Genomic DNA, 15,086 nt, shown 5'->3' on the forward strand with positions numbered 1-15,086 from the left:
TAATCGCCGGTCTATTTGCAGGGCTTTTTCGTTTGATGCCATTTGTTCAGACCTGCCCTGTCACTTATCGATCCAAACCTTTACTTACCCTAGCCGTTTCTAACAAGAGAGCATGATGGGCGAATTCGATACCATCCGACCTTACAACGACAGCGAAGTCCCGGCAGTACTGGCCCGGCTGTTCAGTGACAAGGCCTTTCTGGACATCCTGACCCACTTTCGCTTCCCGCGCTTTGCCGGCGCCTTCGGCTGGCTGCTCAAGCCGCTGATCGCCCAGAAGCTGCGCCGTGAGTTCGCCGGTGTGACCACCGTCGCCACCTTGCAGGACAAAGTCGAGTTTTACGTCGACCACACCATCGACCGGGCGACCGACGGCGTCACCTATACCGGGGTCGAACAGCTCAAGTCCGGTACGGCCTATGTTTTCCTGGCCAACCACCGCGATATCGTGATGGACCCGGCCTTCGTCAACTATGCGGTGTACCACGCCGGCCTGCCAACACCGCGCATTGCCATCGGTGACAACCTGCTGCAGAAGCCGTTTGTCAGCGATCTGATGCGCCTGAACAAGAGTTTTATCGTACATCGCTCCATTACCGGGCGACGCGAGAAGATGGCGGCGTACCAACTGCTGTCGGCCTACATCAACCATTCGATCCGTAACGACTGCCAGTCGATCTGGATTGCCCAGGCCGAAGGCCGCGCCAAGGATGGGGATGATCGCACTGAGTCGGCGATCCTCAAGATGTTCCATATGAGCCGCAAGGATGAGCCGTTTGCTGACGTCATCCTGTCGCTGAACCTGACGCCGGTGTCCATCAGCTACGAATACGACCCGTGCGACGCGGCCAAGGCGCGCGAACTGTATATCCGCGCCACCACCGGCACCTACGCCAAAGCGCCAGGTGAAGATGACGTGAGCATTGCCCTGGGCATCACGGGCTACAAGGGCCGGGTCCACGTCAACTTCGCGCCGCCGATTGTCGAGCGTTTTGAAGACACCAAACAGTTGGCCATCGAGATGGACCGACAGATTCTGGGGGGCTACCGGTTATTTCCCGTGCATTACCTGGCCTACGCACAATGGAGCGACGCCGACCCGCAATTGCAGGTGCCGACGGCTGCCGAGGTGTTCCCGGCGGACGAGTTGGCCAAGGCGAAAGCAGAGTGGGAGCGACGCTTGAATGCCTGCCCGGCGGAGCACCGACCGTATCTGGTGCTGCAATATGCGATGCCGGTGCGTAATCAATATCGGGTTAAAGCAGGGATTGTCCTGTAACCCAATAGCGTGAACAACACACAACACAATGTGGGAGCGGGCTTGCCCGCGATAGTGGTGGGTCAGTTGATAACTATTTGACTGACACACCGCTATCGCGAGCAAGCCCGCTCCCACAGTGGTTTTGGGGTATTTTTACAATTGAGTGCTGAGCCAGGAGATCACTAGCGCCAGCCCGACACAGGCAAACCCGAGGCGGTAGCCCAGGCGATGACGGCGCTCGGTACGCACATCCAGAAACAGCATCGGCTGGTCGATCGCCCGCTCTTCACTTTGCGCGGCAAGCTGGGCCATCGCCCGCTGCTCCCGCAGGCGGGTCACAAACAGCAGCCCGGCGCCGGGGCAGGCAATCAACAATGCAGCGGTATTTAGCAGTAATGCCGGCAGCGACATCAAAAACCTCGGTGTAACAGTGACCGGGTATCCATCCAGATACAAACCTGAACGAACTGCGCCCTCCTGCGCATCACAGCTCCCTCCCCCATTGACGACTAATGTATCGAGTAATTTACAGCGTCACCTGAACGTCACCTTAACAAGCCACTCTGTTGCCCTTCGCACACAAGGGAGCTTGTCATGTTGCACGCGCAGAACCAGGATCGGCTGTATCTGATCGCCCCCAGCGATGAGCAAGAGGCGCTGGTCGGCGGCCTGGCGTTCAATGTTCAGGACCGGCACTGGCTGGTGTATTGCGCCCTCGGCGGGCACCAACATGCCGACCTGCCGGAGATGGACCTGCTGACAGGCGTGAGTGTGCTGGACTTTTATGTCGAAACGGCGGCATGAAGAGCGCAGACACAAAAAAGCCGGGCCCGTAACGGGGCCCGGCTTTTTTACAGCTGATTATTGCGAGCTAAGGATTTGGCCGATGCTTGGATCCTTGAACAGACGCGTCAGGGCATCACTCAACACGTCGCTGACCAGCTTGGTGTTGGTTTCCTGGTTCGGCGCCATGCCGAAGCGCTGGTCCAGGGACGCACCGTAACGGCCGCTGTAGCGACGGTTGCCGGCGGACACATCAGAGCGGAAGGTCGCACCGATGGTGGCTTCGGTCACGTACAGGCCTTCCTTGGGCGACTGATACTTCAGCTCCGCCAGGGTCACGGTCAGTTGCGGCGCGCCAGGCGAGTTGCTGGTCGGGGTGAAGCCCAGCAGGCGCACAGCCGCTTCGGCCTGGGCTTGCAGCTTGGGCAGCACGTCGGCACCAGTCACCGTGATGGCGCTGGTTTCCGGGTACAGGCCACCGCGGGTGCCCAGGGTCGGCGACGGACGACCGTCAACCACCCGCACCGAGACCGGCTGGCCATGGCCTACAGGCGCCAGCTGGGTGGTGAGCTTGGGTTGCGGGCTGAGTTGCTGCGGGCTGTGGGCGCAGCCAACCAGGGTCAAGCTGGTCACAGTGATCAAACCGAACAACAGGCGTTGCAACATGCTTTTCTCTCCAGAAATCAGGTACCGACAGCCGAGCAGTATAGCGGTGCGCCGCTGCCGGGAACTAGCGTCAGTTACAACCTCAGACACAGGCCCGCCGGCGGCGGTTCAGTGTCACCGATATGTCATGCTGGGCTGGCATGCTTGGCCCCATTATCAGGAGGCCCACCATGTTCGACTTTCTCTGGCGCTTATTCGCACGCAAGCCCGCCTTTCGACACTTTGCCCTGCTCGACGCGCAAGGTCGTTGCCAGGCATTCAAGCACTGCAGCCAGCCACCGGTGGGTGAAGGCTGGGTCGAAGTCGAGGAGATCCGCTTGAGCTGGATGCACCAGCCACTGCCCGCCCGCGCCCGCATCAGCCCGCGCCGCGCACGGTCATCACACCGCCTGCCGTTGACCGCCTGACCGAAGCGCTAATAAAAGTCATAAAACACGTCCATTTCCCTGCAGTTCTTCGCTACAATCTCCCCCCGATTATAAGGACGTCTCCTGATCGGGCCTCGCAGCATCGCTAATGCTCCGGTATTAGCTCCCCCGCACCGCCCACAGAGAGCCGCCCACACAGATCGAGTGAAGCTGGCGAGCTGGCTGTTTTGTCTGCAAACCTGCGCCTTTACCGAATCTGCCAGAGCTGCCATTGCGCTCGGCCACTTGAGTTGTTTGCCCGTTATGCCGCGTGTCGGCAGTGATTTCGGGCCAGGTGCCAGGCTGGGGCAGCCCTTTTTTGAGGTTCACGTCTTCAAAAGAGCGTGAAAAAAACGGGTTTTCACAACTTCACAAGAGTGTGGCGAGCAAATGAATAGTTTTGCGTTTGTACAAGCACCATCAACGTCTGGCACTGCCCAACCACACAGGACCGAGTACTCCTCAAAAACCGGAGCTTGAAGCCTGTCCGCTACGGATTTGGTTGCACGATCGGACGTACTTGACCATAAGTCGAATTGCCACAGGGGCCCTTAAATGCGTTCATATGCAGATAAGGCCTGGTCGGCAGCGTCCGCTGAAGTTGCAAAAAAATTGCGAAGAATCGGACATGGCGATCCTGGCCATGGGTAACCTGGGGCATTACGTGAACCGCCCCGTCACTCCTGGCAGCCATGCCGTCAATTTGGTGCTGCAGATTTTGGAGACGCGTTAAATGGCGCATAACGAAGCAGTCGACGTAGTACTGGTAGGTGCGGGCATCATGAGTGCCACCCTTGCCGTACTGCTCAAGGAGCTCGACCCCGGCCTCAAGCTGGAAGTCGTTGAGCTGATGGATTCGGGTGCCGCGGAGAGTTCCAACCCGTGGAACAATGCCGGTACCGGTCACGCCGGGCTGTGCGAGCTGAACTACACCCCGCAGGCGGGTGATGGCTCCATCGACATCAAGAAAGCCGTGCACATCAACACCCAGTTCGAGGTGTCGAAGCAGTTCTGGGCGTACCTGACCAAAAAAGGCACCTTTGGCTCGTCAAAGTCCTTTATCAGCCCCGTGCCGCACCTGAGCTTCGTGCAGGGCGAAAAAGGCGTGTCGTTCCTCAAGAAACGCTTTGAAACCCTCAGCCAGCACCACGCGTTCTCGGACATGCACTACACCGAAGACCGTGCAGAAATGGCCGAGTGGATGCCGCTGATGATGCCGGGCCGCCCGGCCGACGAGAAAATCGCCGCGACCCGCGTGATGAACGGTACCGACGTCAACTTCGGCGCCCTGACCAACCAATTGCTCGCGCACCTGAGCAGCTCGGCAGATGCCCACGTCAAGTACAGCAAGCGCGTTACCGGCCTCAAGCGCAATGGCGCCGGCTGGACCGTGAGCATCAAGGACGTCAACAGCGGCAACACGCGCAATGTCGACGCCAAGTTCGTGTTCCTCGGCGCCGGCGGCGCGGCCCTGCCGCTGCTGCAAGCCTCGGGTATTGAAGAAAGCAAAGGTTTCGGCGGCTTCCCGGTCAGCGGCCAATGGCTGCGTTGCGACAACCCGGAAGTGGTCAAGCTGCACCAGGCCAAGGTCTACAGCCAGGCCGCCGTGGGTTCGCCGCCGATGTCGGTGCCGCATCTGGACACCCGCGTGGTGGATGGCAAGAAATCCCTGCTGTTCGGGCCATACGCTGGCTTCACCACCAAGTTCCTCAAGTTCGGCTCGTTCCTTGACCTGCCCATGTCGATTCGCCTCGGCAATATCGGCCCGATGCTGGCCGTGGCCCGGGACAACATGGACCTGACCAAGTACCTGGTCAGCGAAGTGATGCAGTCCATGGAGCAGCGCCTGGAATCCCTGCGCCGCTTCTATCCCGAAGCCAAAGCCGAGGACTGGCGCCTGGAAGTGGCTGGTCAACGGGTGCAGATCATCAAGAAGGATCCGAAGAAAGGCGGCGTGCTGCAATTCGGTACCGAGTTGGTCGCGGCCAAAGACGGTTCGCTGGCGGCGCTGCTAGGTGCGTCCCCAGGGGCTTCGGTGACTGTTTCGATCATGCTGGAACTGATCGAACGCTGCTTCCCGGCCCAGGCGGCCGGTGAATGGGCGGCCAAGTTGCAGGAAATCTTCCCGGCCCGGGAAAAAGTCCTGGAAACCGATGCCGAGCTGTATCGCAAGATCAGCGTGCAGAACAACATCAGCCTGGAACTGGTTGAGCAAGGTAGCGAGGCCGAAAGCTACGCTTGAGGTCGTGACGCGTAGCGTCACCGGATGCATTCCCACGCAGAGCGTGGGAACGATCGCCCCGCTCTCGTGCTGAGAACGGGGCGTTTTTTTATGTCCTGGCTATTCAGCCGCGAGCGATTTTGATCAGCTCGATGTACTCGTCCGCGTTGCGCTGATCCTTGATCAGATCGACGAAGGTCTGGCCATGCTCGTCCTTGCCGTCGAGGTCCAGCCCAGCGTCCTTGAAAAAGCCCAGGAACCGCTCGAAATCGTCGATGCGCAGGCCGCGATAGGCTTTGATCAGCTTGTGCAGGGACGGTGAGGTGGCGTCGACCGGTTCAAAATCCAGGAACAGCTTGATCTGATCGTCGCCGATCTCGTCACCAATCACTTGTTTCTTATCTTTACGCATTGCCGACTCCAGCCTGCAGACATGTACACGGGGGTAGAAGTCTACCTGCGGGACACAAGGTTCGGAAGCCACGAGGCTCTAATGTGGGAGCGGGCTTGCCCGCGATGGCGGTGGGTCAGTCGAACATATCTAACCTGCCACTCCGCTATCGCGGGCAAGCCCGCTCCCACACAAACCCCACCCACCTTTTTTCCGCTGCCAGGTTCAATCGAACTGGGCCAGCATCCAGCGATGATACTCAGCCATGCCGGCTTCGCCTTCCCGGGGTGCCCAGGTCGCCAGTTCGCCCTCGCCCACCGGGCGATAAGGGCCTGCCTTGCACTCGAACATCACCGTGTCGGGCTCAAGCACCACCAGACCGTGGAAAACCCCTGGCGACAGATCAACGCCCTGGCAATCGCCACCGGCCTGCAAGATGCGCCGCTCCAGAACCGCGCCAGACTCGCTGAAAATCAAAATACCCAGGCGCCCCTTGAGTACCAGCAGGGTCTCGGCCTTGTCAGCGGTGAGATGACGATGGGGCTGCACATAGGTGTGTGGCTGCAAACCGACAGCCATGCGATGGCACGGCTCTTCCATCTGGTGGAAGTTGACGTTCTGCCGGCCACGGGGGTTGGCGGCGGCTTTCTCGGCCAATTCGGCAAACAGCGACTGATCAAGAAAACGCGCCACGACTTACATCCCCTTCACAGCAAAGATGCCATTGGCATTGCGCCAGTAGCCTTTGTAATCCATGCCGTAACCGAAGATGTAGCGGTCGATGCACGGCAGGCCGACGTAATTGGCCTTCAGGTCCGGGCGGGCCTTGCGGTCGTGGTCTTTGTCGATCAGCACGGCGGTGTGCACGTTGCGCGCGCCGGCGTGTTTGCAGAAGTCGACAATCGCGCCCAGGGTGTGACCTTCGTCGAGGATGTCGTCGATGATCAAGACGTCGCGGTCGATGAACGACACTTCCGGCTTGGCTTTCCAGAACAGGTCGCCGCCACTGGTTTCATTACGATAGCGCGTGGCGTGCAGGTAGGACGCTTCCAGCGGGAATTGCAGATGCGTCAGCAATTTGCCGGCGAAAATAAGACCGCCGTTCATCACACAGAACACCACCGGGTTGGTTTCAGCCATTTCACGGGTGATGTGCGCGCCGACCTTGGCGATAGCCTCTTCGACTTGTGCTTCGGTGTACAGGCAGTCAGCCTCGCGCATGATTTGACGGATATGCTCGAGATCAGCGGACATGGCGCTCTCCAGGGGTACTGTGGCAAGAAAAGCGGGCGAAGGTACGCCTCTGGGACGCAACGTTCAAGCCTTTATGGACTAACGTACTGGTTGTCTATAGGACAACACCCTCGGATAGATTAATCTAGGCCGGTTTTTTTGCCCGCCGCCGGAGCCTTTCCCCATGCCCATCCGTGAGATCCGCCACCCGCTGATCCGACACAAGCTCGGCCTTATGCGCCGCGCCGACATTAGCACGAAGAACTTCCGTGAGCTTGCTCAGGAAGTCGGAGCGTTGCTCACCTACGAAGCCACCAAAGATTTACCCCTGGAAAACTACGAGATCCCCGGTTGGTGCGGTCCCGTCCAGGTCGAGAAAATCGCTGGCAAGAAAATTACCGTGGTACCGATCCTGCGCGCCGGTATCGGCATGCTTGAAGGCGTGCTGAGCCTGATCCCGGGCGCCAAGGTCAGTGCTGTGGGCGTAGCCCGCAACGAAGAAACCCTGCAGGCCCACACCTACCTGGAAAAACTCGTCCCCGAGATCGACGAGCGCCTGGCGATGATCATCGACCCGATGCTGGCCACCGGCAGCTCCATGGTCGCTACCATCGACCTGCTGAAGAAAGCCGGTTGCAAGGATATCCGCGCCATGGTGCTGGTAGCGGCACCCGAAGGTATCGCCGCCGTAGAAAAAGCTCACCCGGATGTAGTGATCTACACCGCGTCCATTGATGAGCGCCTGAACGAGCACGGCTACATCATTCCGGGCCTGGGCGATGCTGGCGACAAGATCTTCGGCACCAAGCAGAAGGACGCGTGAACATGCAGGATGAATTCAACGACCCGCTTTGGCGCCAGATCCTGTCTGGCGCACAAATGCTCTTCGTAGCATTTGGCGCGCTGGTGTTGATGCCGCTGATCACAGGTCTTGATCCAAACGTTGCACTGTTTACCGCAGGCCTTGGCACGTTGTTGTTCCAGATTGTCACCGGGCGCCAAGTGCCGGTGTTCCTGGCATCGAGCTTTGCGTTTATCACCCCAATCATTCTCGCCAAGGGCCAGTTCGGCCTCGCGGCGACCATGGGCGGGGTGATGGCGGCGGGCTTCGTCTACACCTTCCTCGGCCTCGCCGTGAAGATCAAGGGCACCGGTTTCATCGACCGGCTGCTGCCGCCCGTGGTGATCGGACCGGTGATCATCTCCATCGGCCTGGCCATGGCGCCGATTGCCGCGAACATGGCAATGGGCAAGTCGGGCGACGGTGCCGAGTTGATCCCTTACCAGACGGCAATGCTGATCTCGATGCCGGCGCTGCTGACCACGCTGATCGTGGCCGTGTTCGGCAAGGGCATTTTCCGCCTGGTGCCGATCATTGCCGGGGTGCTGGTGGGTTTTGGCATGTCGTTCTACTTCGGCGTGGTCGACACCGCGAAGATCGCCGCCGCACCGTGGTTTGCCCTGCCCCACTTCACCGCGCCGGAATTCAACTGGCAGGCGATTCTGTTCATCGTCCCGGTGGCCCTGGCCCCAGCCATTGAACACATCGGCGGCGTGATTGCCGTGGGTAGCGTGACCGGTCGTGACTACCTGAAAAAGCCCGGCCTGCATCGCACGCTGTTGGGCGACGGTATCGCCACTACCACGGCTGGCCTGTTCGGCGGCCCGCCCAACACCACTTACGCCGAAGTGACCGGCGCGGTGATGCTGACCAAGAACTACAACCCGAAGATCATGACCTGGGCGGCGGTATTTGCCATCACCCTGGCCTTTGTCGGTAAGTTCGGCGCGCTGCTGCAGAGCATTCCGGTGCCGGTGATGGGCGGGATTCTGTGCCTGTTGTTCGGCTCGATTGCCGCGGTGGGGATGAACACCCTGATCCGTCACAAGATCGACCTGGGGGAGGCGCGCAATCTGGTGATTGTGTCGGTGACTCTGGTGTTCGGGATTGGCGGTGTGCTGATCGGCACCGGTACCGGTCCCGATGATTTCGGCCTGAAGGGCATCGCCCTCTGCGCCGTGGTAGCGATTGGTTTGAACCTGCTGCTGCCGGGCAATGATGGCTGGAAGCACAAGAAGCCGGACGAGCCGTTGCTCTAAAGGCTACGGAGTGTCGGTGTAGCTGATGGCCTCATCGCGGGCAAGCCCGGCTCCCACATTGGAATGCATTTCCATGTGGGAGCCGGGCTTGCCCGCGATGCGGCCCGTCCAGCCCATATAGATTCAAGCCTTAAAGATCACCCAAACCATCAATCAACGCCTGGTTCTGCTCAGGTGTCCCGATGCTGATCCGCAGGAACTGGGCAATCCGCTCCTGCTTGAAGTGCCGCACAATCACCCCTTGCTCCCGCAACTTGGCCGCCAGGCCGGCCGCGTCGTGCCGTGGGTGGCGGGCAAAGATGAAGTTGGCCGCTGACGGCAACACCTCAAAGCCCTTCTCTCGCAACTGCGCCACAAGCGTCTCGCGGCTATCGATCACCAGTTGGCAGGTCTTCTCGAAGTATTCACGGTCTTCGAAGGCCGCCGCCGCGCCGACAATCGCCAGGCGATCCAGTGGATAGGAGTTGAAGCTGTTCTTGACCCGCTCCAGCGCCTCGATCAGGTCCGGGTGGCCCACCGCCAGGCCTACCCGCAAACCGGCCAGTGAGCGCGATTTGGAGAGGGTCTGGGTCACCAGCAGGTTGGGGTAGCGATCCACCAGGCTGATGGCCGTTTCGCCGCCGAAGTCGATATAGGCTTCATCGACCACCACCACCGAATCCGGGCTGGCCTTGAGGAGTTGCTCCACCGCGTCCAGCGCCATCACGCAGCCGGTCGGCGCGTTCGGGTTGGGGAAGATGATCCCGCCGTTAGGCTTGGCGTAGTCCGCCACGCGGATCTGGAACTGCTCGTCCAGCGGCACCGGGGCCGAGGTGATGCCATACAGCCCGCAGTACACCGGGTAGAAGCTGTAGCTGATGTCCGGGAACAGCAGTGGCAGGTCGTGCTGGAACAGACCGTGGAAGATATGCGCCAGGACTTCGTCGGAACCGTTACCGAGGAATACCTTGCTCCCATCCACCCCGTAGTACTTGGCCACGGCCTGCTTGAGCAGGTCGCTGTTGGGGTCGGGGTACAAACGCAGGTTGTCGTTCAACTCGGCCTGCATCGCTGCCAGCGCCTTGGGCGACGGGCCGTAGGGGTTTTCATTGGTGTTGAGCTTGACCAGCTTGGTCAGCTTCGGCTGCTCGCCGGGCACGTAAGGCACGAGGTCCTTGACGAAAGGGCTCCAGAATTTGCTCATGTCTTACTCTCCCTTGACGATGCGGTATTCGGCGCTGCGGGCGTGCGCGCTCAACGATTCACCACGGGCCAGCACCGAGGCGGTCTTGCCCAGCTCGGAAGCACCTTGTGGCGAGCAAAAGATGATCGACGAGCGCTTCTGGAAGTCATACACCCCCAGCGGCGACGAGAATCGCGCAGTGCCGGAGGTCGGCAACACGTGGTTGGGGCCCGCACAGTAGTCGCCCAGGGCTTCGCTGGTGTGGCGACCCATGAAGATCGCACCGGCGTGACGAATCGACGGCAGCCAGGCCTGTGGGTCGGCCACCGACAGTTCCAAATGCTCGGGGGCGATGCGGTTGGCCACTTCGATGGCCTGCTCCATGTCACGCACCAGGATCAACGCACCCCGGCCATTGATCGACTTCTCGATAATCTCGGCACGCTCCATGGTCGGCAGCAGCTTATTGATGCTCGCCGCCACCTTGTCGAGGAACTCGGCGTCGGGGCTGACCAGGATCGCCTGGGCGTCTTCGTCGTGCTCGGCCTGGGAGAACAGGTCCATGGCAATCCAGTCCGGATCGGTCTGGCCGTCGCACACCACGAGGATTTCCGAGGGGCCAGCGATCATGTCGATACCGACCTGGCCAAACACATGGCGCTTGGCAGTGGCAACGTAGATGTTGCCGGGGCCGACCACCTTGTCGACTTTCGGCACGCTTTCGGTGCCATAGGCCAACGCGGCGACGGCCTGGGCCCCCCCGATGGTGAACACGCGGTCAACGCCGGCGATGCAGGCAGCGGCCAGCACCAGTTCGTTGATTTCACCGCGCGGGGTCGGGACCACCATGACCACCTCGGTCACGCCCGCCACTTTGGCGGGAATGGCATTCATCAGCACCGACGACGGGTATGAAGCCTTGCCGCCCGGCACGTACAGGCCGGCGCGGTCCAGCGGTGTGACTTTCTGGCCCAGCACCGTGCCATCGGCTTCGGTGTAGCTCCAGGAGTCCTGTTTCTGTTTTTCGTGGTAGCTGCGCACCCGCGCCGCTGCGACTTCCAGGGCTTCGCGCTGCGGCGCGGTGATGCGCGTCAGGGCCAGTTCCAGGCGTTCGCGGGGCAGGATCAGGTCGGCCATGGACTTGACGTCCAGGCCGTCGAACTGGCGGGTAAAGTCCACCAGCGCCGCATCGCCGCGCTCGCGCACGGCCTTGATGATGTCGAGCACCCGCTGGTTGACCGAATCGTCGGACACACTTTCCCAGCTCAGCAGATGATCCAGATGATGGGCGAAATCCGGGTCGGCAGCGTTGAGTCGGGCAATTGCAGTGGACGTGGTCATAGCGAGGGCCTCAATAGAATTGGCAAAAACTCAGGCGCCCTAAACTAGCAGTCGTTTCCGCTTGGGCACCTGAGAATTCTGGCTATGAGGCGGATAGACGGGCGCGACCTAGGGCCGCGCAGGTGAGTCAACCGCGGTGTCGAGACTCCACTGCCTTGCGCAGGGTGTCGATCAACGCCTGGATCCGGGCGTGTTGCATTTTCATCGAAGCTTTGTTGACGATCAGGCGAGAGCTGATGTCAGCGATAAAGTCCTGGGGTTCCAGGCCATTGGCGCGCAGGGTGTTGCCGGTGTCGACCACGTCGATGATCTTGTCGGCCAGGCCGATCAGCGGCGCCAGCTCCATCGAGCCATAGAGCTTGATGATATCGACCTGACGGCCTTGCTCGGCGTAATAGCGCTTGGCGACGTTGACGAACTTGGTGGCTACCCGCAGGCGGCCTTTTGGCTCGACGTCACCGACACGGCCGGCGGTCATCAGCTTGCACAGGGCGATACGCAGGTCCAGCGGCTCGTACAGGCCCTGGCCGCCGTATTCCATCAGCACGTCTTTACCGGCGACACCGAGGTCGGCGGCGCCATGTTCAACGTAGGTCGGCACGTCGGTAGCACGCACGATCAACAGGCGAACGTCGTCCTGGGTCGTGGGGATGATCAGCTTGCGGCTCTTGTCCGGATTCTCGGTCGGCACGATGCCCGCTTCAGCCAGAAGCGGCAAAGTATCGTCAAGGATGCGGCCCTTGGACAGTGCGATGGTCAACATGGGAAACGTCAATCCTTCATCAGGCTATTGCTGTCCGGTCGCAAATGGCGCCAGACACAGATCGAGGCCATTACAGCCTCGATTTGAAACAAATTCAGCCGAGGCGTGCCTGTGCACACCTCGGGCGGGCGCTTCCCTGCGCCCGAGCAGTGGGGGTTAGCCCGGTACGCGGCGGATTTTCGCGCCAAGCATCTGCAGTTTTTCTTCGATGCACTCGTAGCCACGATCTATGTGGTAGATGCGATCGATCAGGGTGTCACCGTCAGCGCACAACGCCGAAATCACCAGGCTGGCCGAAGCCCGCAGGTCGGTGGCCATCACTGGCGCGCCCTTGAGCTGCTCGATACCGGTGACGATGGCAGTGTTGCCTTCGACCTGGATCTTGGCGCCCATGCGGTGCAGTTCGTACACGTGCATGAAGCGGTTTTCGAAGATGGTCTCGATGACCGCACCAGTGCCTTCGGCAATCGCGTTCAGGGAAATGAACTGCGCCTGCATGTCGGTCGGGAACGCCGGGTACGGAGCGGTACGCACGTTGACGGCTTTTGGCCGCTTGCCGTGCATGTCCAGCTCGATCCAGTCTTCGCCGGTGGTGATTTCGGCACCGGCTTCGCGCAGCTTTTCCAGGACCGCTTCAAGGATGGTCGGATCGGTGTCCTTGACCTTGACGCGACCACCGGTCACGGCAGCCGCAACCAGGTAGGTACCGGTCTCGATACGGTCCGGCATCACTTTGTAGGTGGCCGAGTGCAGGCGTTTCACACCGTCGATGGTGATGGTGTCGGTGCCGGCGCCAGTGATGTTGGCACCCATGGCGATCAGGAAGTTGGCCAGGTCGACCACTTCCGGCTCGCGCGCGGCGTTTTGCAGGACGCTGCGGCCATTGGCCAGGGCAGCGGCCATCATGATGTTCTCGGTACCGGTCACGCTGACGGTATCAAAGAAGAAGTTTGCACCACGCAGGCCGCCTTCCGGCGCCTTGGCCTTGATGTAGCCACCTTCGACGTCGATGGTCGCACCCATGGCTTCAAGACCACGGATGTGCAGGTCCACCGGACGCGAACCAATGGCGCAACCGCCAGGCAGTGCCACTTCGGCTTCGCCGAAACGGGCGACCATCGGGCCCAGTACCAGGATCGAGGCACGCATGGTTTTCACCAGTTCGTACGGTGCGATCAGGGTCTTGATGGTGCGCGGGTCGATTTCGACCGACAGCTTCTCGTCGATCACCGGCTCAATGCCCATGCGACCGAACAGCTCGATCATGGTGGTGATGTCGTGCAGGTGCGGCAGGTTGGCTACGGTAACCGGGCCATCGCACAGCAAGGTGGCGGCCAGGATCGGCAAGGCCGAGTTTTTAGCCCCGGAGATACGGATTTCGCCATCAAGACGGGCACCGCCGGTAATAATCAATTTATCCATAAGAATCTCGACGCCTTGGGGGCTCAGGTGCGCTCGGCCCAGGCCGCGCGGCTGAAAAATTTCATAGTGACCGCATGGATGCTGCCATCGGTGATCCACGGGTTCAAATGGGCATAGATCTGCTGCTGACGCTTGACCGGGCTCAATGCCGCCAGTTCATCGCTAATCACGTTCAGCTGGAAATTGCAGCCTTCGCCTTCAACTGCAACCTCAGTATTCGGCAGCTTTCCTTCAAGGAAGCTTTTAACTTCTAGGGCCTGCATGCTCAACCTCTATCGGCGCCCAGTGCGCGCGGGTCGCACATCATACAAAAAAGCCCCGCGCCTGCGAACCCCGCATAGCAGGACTCTGACGGGGGGCTTCTTCAATAATGTGTATTAAGGATGCGCCAACAGCTCGGCCAGACCGCAAACCTGGGCAATTTCACGCATATCCTCGGGTAATGCGCGAATACTGACAGGTTTGTTGACCGCCGCGGCGTCACGTAGGAAACACAAGAGCAATGACAAGCCAACACTGCTGGACTTCACCACCGCCGAGCAATCGAGGACCAATGCCGGCGCAGTGCTGGCATTGATCAGTGCCTGGCCCTGCTTACGCAGGGCCGGCCCGGTGCTGTAGTCGAGCACGCCACTGAGGAGCAGCTCGCCGGCCTGGCCTTGACGAACAGCCGACTCAGTCATGGGGCCTGCTTCTCTGCAGCTTCTTCGGTCACTTCCTTGGCCTTGGCCACTTCGCCGGCCCAGCCATCAATGGTCTTGTCCAGGTTGTTGCCATTGCGCTGCATGGCATCGGCGAACTGATCACGGAACAGCTTGCCGATGTTGATGCCGTTGATGATCACGTTGCGCACTTTCCATTCGCCGTTGATTTTCTCAAGGGTGTAGGAAACCGGATAGATCGAGCCATTGTTGCCCTTGACCTGCATATCCACGCTGGTGCGGTTGCCAGACTCATCCTTGGCCGGGGAAACGACGATACCCTGGTTGTTGTATTCCAGCAGGGCGTTGCCGTAGAACTGCATCAGGCTGCGCTTGAAGTTTTCCTGGAAGCGCTGCATCTGCGCAGGCGTAGCTTTACGCGAATACTTGACGGTCATGATGCTGCGCGAGATGCCGTCAGCGTCGACCACCGGACCCACGATACCGTTGAGGGCATCGTAGAACGCGCTTGGGCTCTGCTTGTACTGTTCCTTGTTCGCGGCAAGGTCAGCCAGCAGCTCTTTGGTGGTTCTATCAATAATGTCGTGCGCCGAAGGTGCCGCCACGGCGTTAGCCATCAATGGCAAGGCTGCCAACAGCACCAACAGGCCACGTCGCAAGGTTGAGATCATGAA

18 protein-coding genes are annotated in these 15,086 nt (G+C 60.3%); 6 read left to right on the plus strand and 12 right to left on the minus strand.

All coding sequences use genetic code 11. The features are described 5' to 3' along the window. Positions 1-115 precede the first annotated feature (115 nt). Positions 116-1,279 carry a 1-acyl-sn-glycerol-3-phosphate acyltransferase gene (locus PSH73_RS21650; protein WP_169959755.1) on the plus strand — a complete coding sequence of 388 codons (1,164 nt, stop codon included), beginning with the start codon at positions 116-118 and terminating at the stop codon, positions 1,277-1,279. Positions 1,280-1,414: 135 nt separating this feature from the next. Here the strand turns inward: PSH73_RS21650 and PSH73_RS21655 are convergent, their stop codons facing one another. Further along, complete coding sequence (locus PSH73_RS21655) at positions 1,415-1,672, minus strand: hypothetical protein (protein WP_170059365.1); 258 nt, start codon at positions 1,670-1,672, stop codon at positions 1,415-1,417. 183 nt (positions 1,673-1,855) lie between these two features. Here PSH73_RS21655 and PSH73_RS21660 point away from each other — a divergent pair, with 183 nt between their 5' ends. After that, complete coding sequence (locus PSH73_RS21660; RefSeq protein WP_170044058.1) at positions 1,856-2,065, plus strand: hypothetical protein; 210 nt, start codon at positions 1,856-1,858, stop codon at positions 2,063-2,065. A gap of 57 nt (positions 2,066-2,122) precedes the next feature. Here the strand turns inward: PSH73_RS21660 and PSH73_RS21665 are convergent, their stop codons facing one another. Continuing rightward, positions 2,123-2,710 (minus strand): YajG family lipoprotein, encoded by a 588-nt coding sequence (locus PSH73_RS21665; protein ID WP_029291738.1) that lies wholly within the window; start codon positions 2,708-2,710, stop codon positions 2,123-2,125. A gap of 170 nt (positions 2,711-2,880) precedes the next feature. Between PSH73_RS21665 and PSH73_RS21670 the strand changes: the two genes are divergently transcribed. After that, the gene (locus PSH73_RS21670; protein WP_057438133.1) at positions 2,881-3,117 is read left to right on the plus strand and encodes a hypothetical protein; all 237 of its coding nucleotides are present in this window, start codon (positions 2,881-2,883) and stop codon (positions 3,115-3,117) included. Positions 3,118-3,850: 733 nt separating this feature from the next. Then, positions 3,851-5,359: a malate dehydrogenase (quinone) gene (mqo, locus tag PSH73_RS21675; protein WP_057958467.1), complete on the plus strand. Its 1,509-nt coding sequence runs from the start codon at positions 3,851-3,853 to the stop codon at positions 5,357-5,359. 103 nt (positions 5,360-5,462) lie between these two features. Here the strand turns inward: mqo and PSH73_RS21680 are convergent, their stop codons facing one another. The 3 genes from PSH73_RS21680 to PSH73_RS21690 form a co-directional block, all read right to left on the minus strand. After that, a complete protein-coding gene (locus tag PSH73_RS21680) occupies positions 5,463-5,750 on the minus strand; it encodes a PA4642 family protein (protein ID WP_305461342.1) in 288 nt (95 codons plus the stop codon). A 204-nt stretch (positions 5,751-5,954) separates the two neighbouring features. After that, positions 5,955-6,422 (minus strand): WbuC family cupin fold metalloprotein, encoded by a 468-nt coding sequence (locus tag PSH73_RS21685; RefSeq protein ID WP_057438127.1) that lies wholly within the window; start codon positions 6,420-6,422, stop codon positions 5,955-5,957. A gap of 3 nt (positions 6,423-6,425) precedes the next feature. Further along, positions 6,426-6,983 carry a hypoxanthine-guanine phosphoribosyltransferase gene (locus PSH73_RS21690; RefSeq protein WP_057438125.1) on the minus strand — a complete coding sequence of 186 codons (558 nt, stop codon included), beginning with the start codon at positions 6,981-6,983 and terminating at the stop codon, positions 6,426-6,428. Between the two features lie 163 nt (positions 6,984-7,146). Here PSH73_RS21690 and upp point away from each other — a divergent pair, with 163 nt between their 5' ends. Together upp and PSH73_RS21700 are read left to right on the plus strand one after the other, a co-directional pair. Continuing rightward, complete coding sequence (gene upp, locus PSH73_RS21695) at positions 7,147-7,785, plus strand: uracil phosphoribosyltransferase (protein WP_029291751.1); 639 nt, start codon at positions 7,147-7,149, stop codon at positions 7,783-7,785. A 2-nt stretch (positions 7,786-7,787) separates the two neighbouring features. Next, positions 7,788-9,062 (plus strand): uracil-xanthine permease family protein, encoded by a 1,275-nt coding sequence (locus tag PSH73_RS21700; protein ID WP_057958466.1) that lies wholly within the window; start codon positions 7,788-7,790, stop codon positions 9,060-9,062. Between the two features lie 130 nt (positions 9,063-9,192). Here PSH73_RS21700 and hisC read toward each other — a convergent pair whose 3' ends face one another. From hisC to PSH73_RS21735, 7 genes are all read right to left on the minus strand, one after another. Then, a complete protein-coding gene (gene hisC, locus PSH73_RS21705; protein ID WP_057438123.1) occupies positions 9,193-10,245 on the minus strand; it encodes a histidinol-phosphate transaminase in 1,053 nt (350 codons plus the stop codon). A 3-nt stretch (positions 10,246-10,248) separates the two neighbouring features. Continuing rightward, on the minus strand, positions 10,249-11,565 hold the full coding sequence (hisD, locus tag PSH73_RS21710; protein ID WP_003188601.1) for a histidinol dehydrogenase: 1,317 nt from the start codon (positions 11,563-11,565) through the stop codon (positions 10,249-10,251). A gap of 127 nt (positions 11,566-11,692) precedes the next feature. Next, positions 11,693-12,328 carry an ATP phosphoribosyltransferase gene (gene hisG, locus PSH73_RS21715; protein WP_003188599.1) on the minus strand — a complete coding sequence of 212 codons (636 nt, stop codon included), beginning with the start codon at positions 12,326-12,328 and terminating at the stop codon, positions 11,693-11,695. 156 nt (positions 12,329-12,484) lie between these two features. Beyond that, the gene (murA, locus tag PSH73_RS21720; RefSeq protein ID WP_057438121.1) at positions 12,485-13,750 is read right to left on the minus strand and encodes a UDP-N-acetylglucosamine 1-carboxyvinyltransferase; all 1,266 of its coding nucleotides are present in this window, start codon (positions 13,748-13,750) and stop codon (positions 12,485-12,487) included. 23 nt (positions 13,751-13,773) lie between these two features. Beyond that, entirely contained in the window at positions 13,774-14,013 is a 240-nt protein-coding gene (locus tag PSH73_RS21725; RefSeq protein ID WP_010567702.1) for a BolA family protein, read from the minus strand. Between the two features lie 114 nt (positions 14,014-14,127). Further along, positions 14,128-14,433: a lipid asymmetry maintenance protein MlaB gene (locus PSH73_RS21730; protein ID WP_057958465.1), complete on the minus strand. Its 306-nt coding sequence runs from the start codon at positions 14,431-14,433 to the stop codon at positions 14,128-14,130. Next, the gene (locus PSH73_RS21735; RefSeq protein WP_057438117.1) at positions 14,430-15,083 is read right to left on the minus strand and encodes a phospholipid-binding protein MlaC; all 654 of its coding nucleotides are present in this window, start codon (positions 15,081-15,083) and stop codon (positions 14,430-14,432) included. Before PSH73_RS21735 ends, PSH73_RS21730 begins: the two co-directional genes overlap by 4 nt. Positions 15,084-15,086: the final 3 nt, after the last annotated feature.

Source organism: Pseudomonas sp. FP2294 (genome assembly GCF_030687625.1).
GTDB classification, from domain to species: domain Bacteria; phylum Pseudomonadota; class Gammaproteobacteria; order Pseudomonadales; family Pseudomonadaceae; genus Aquipseudomonas; species Aquipseudomonas shahriarae.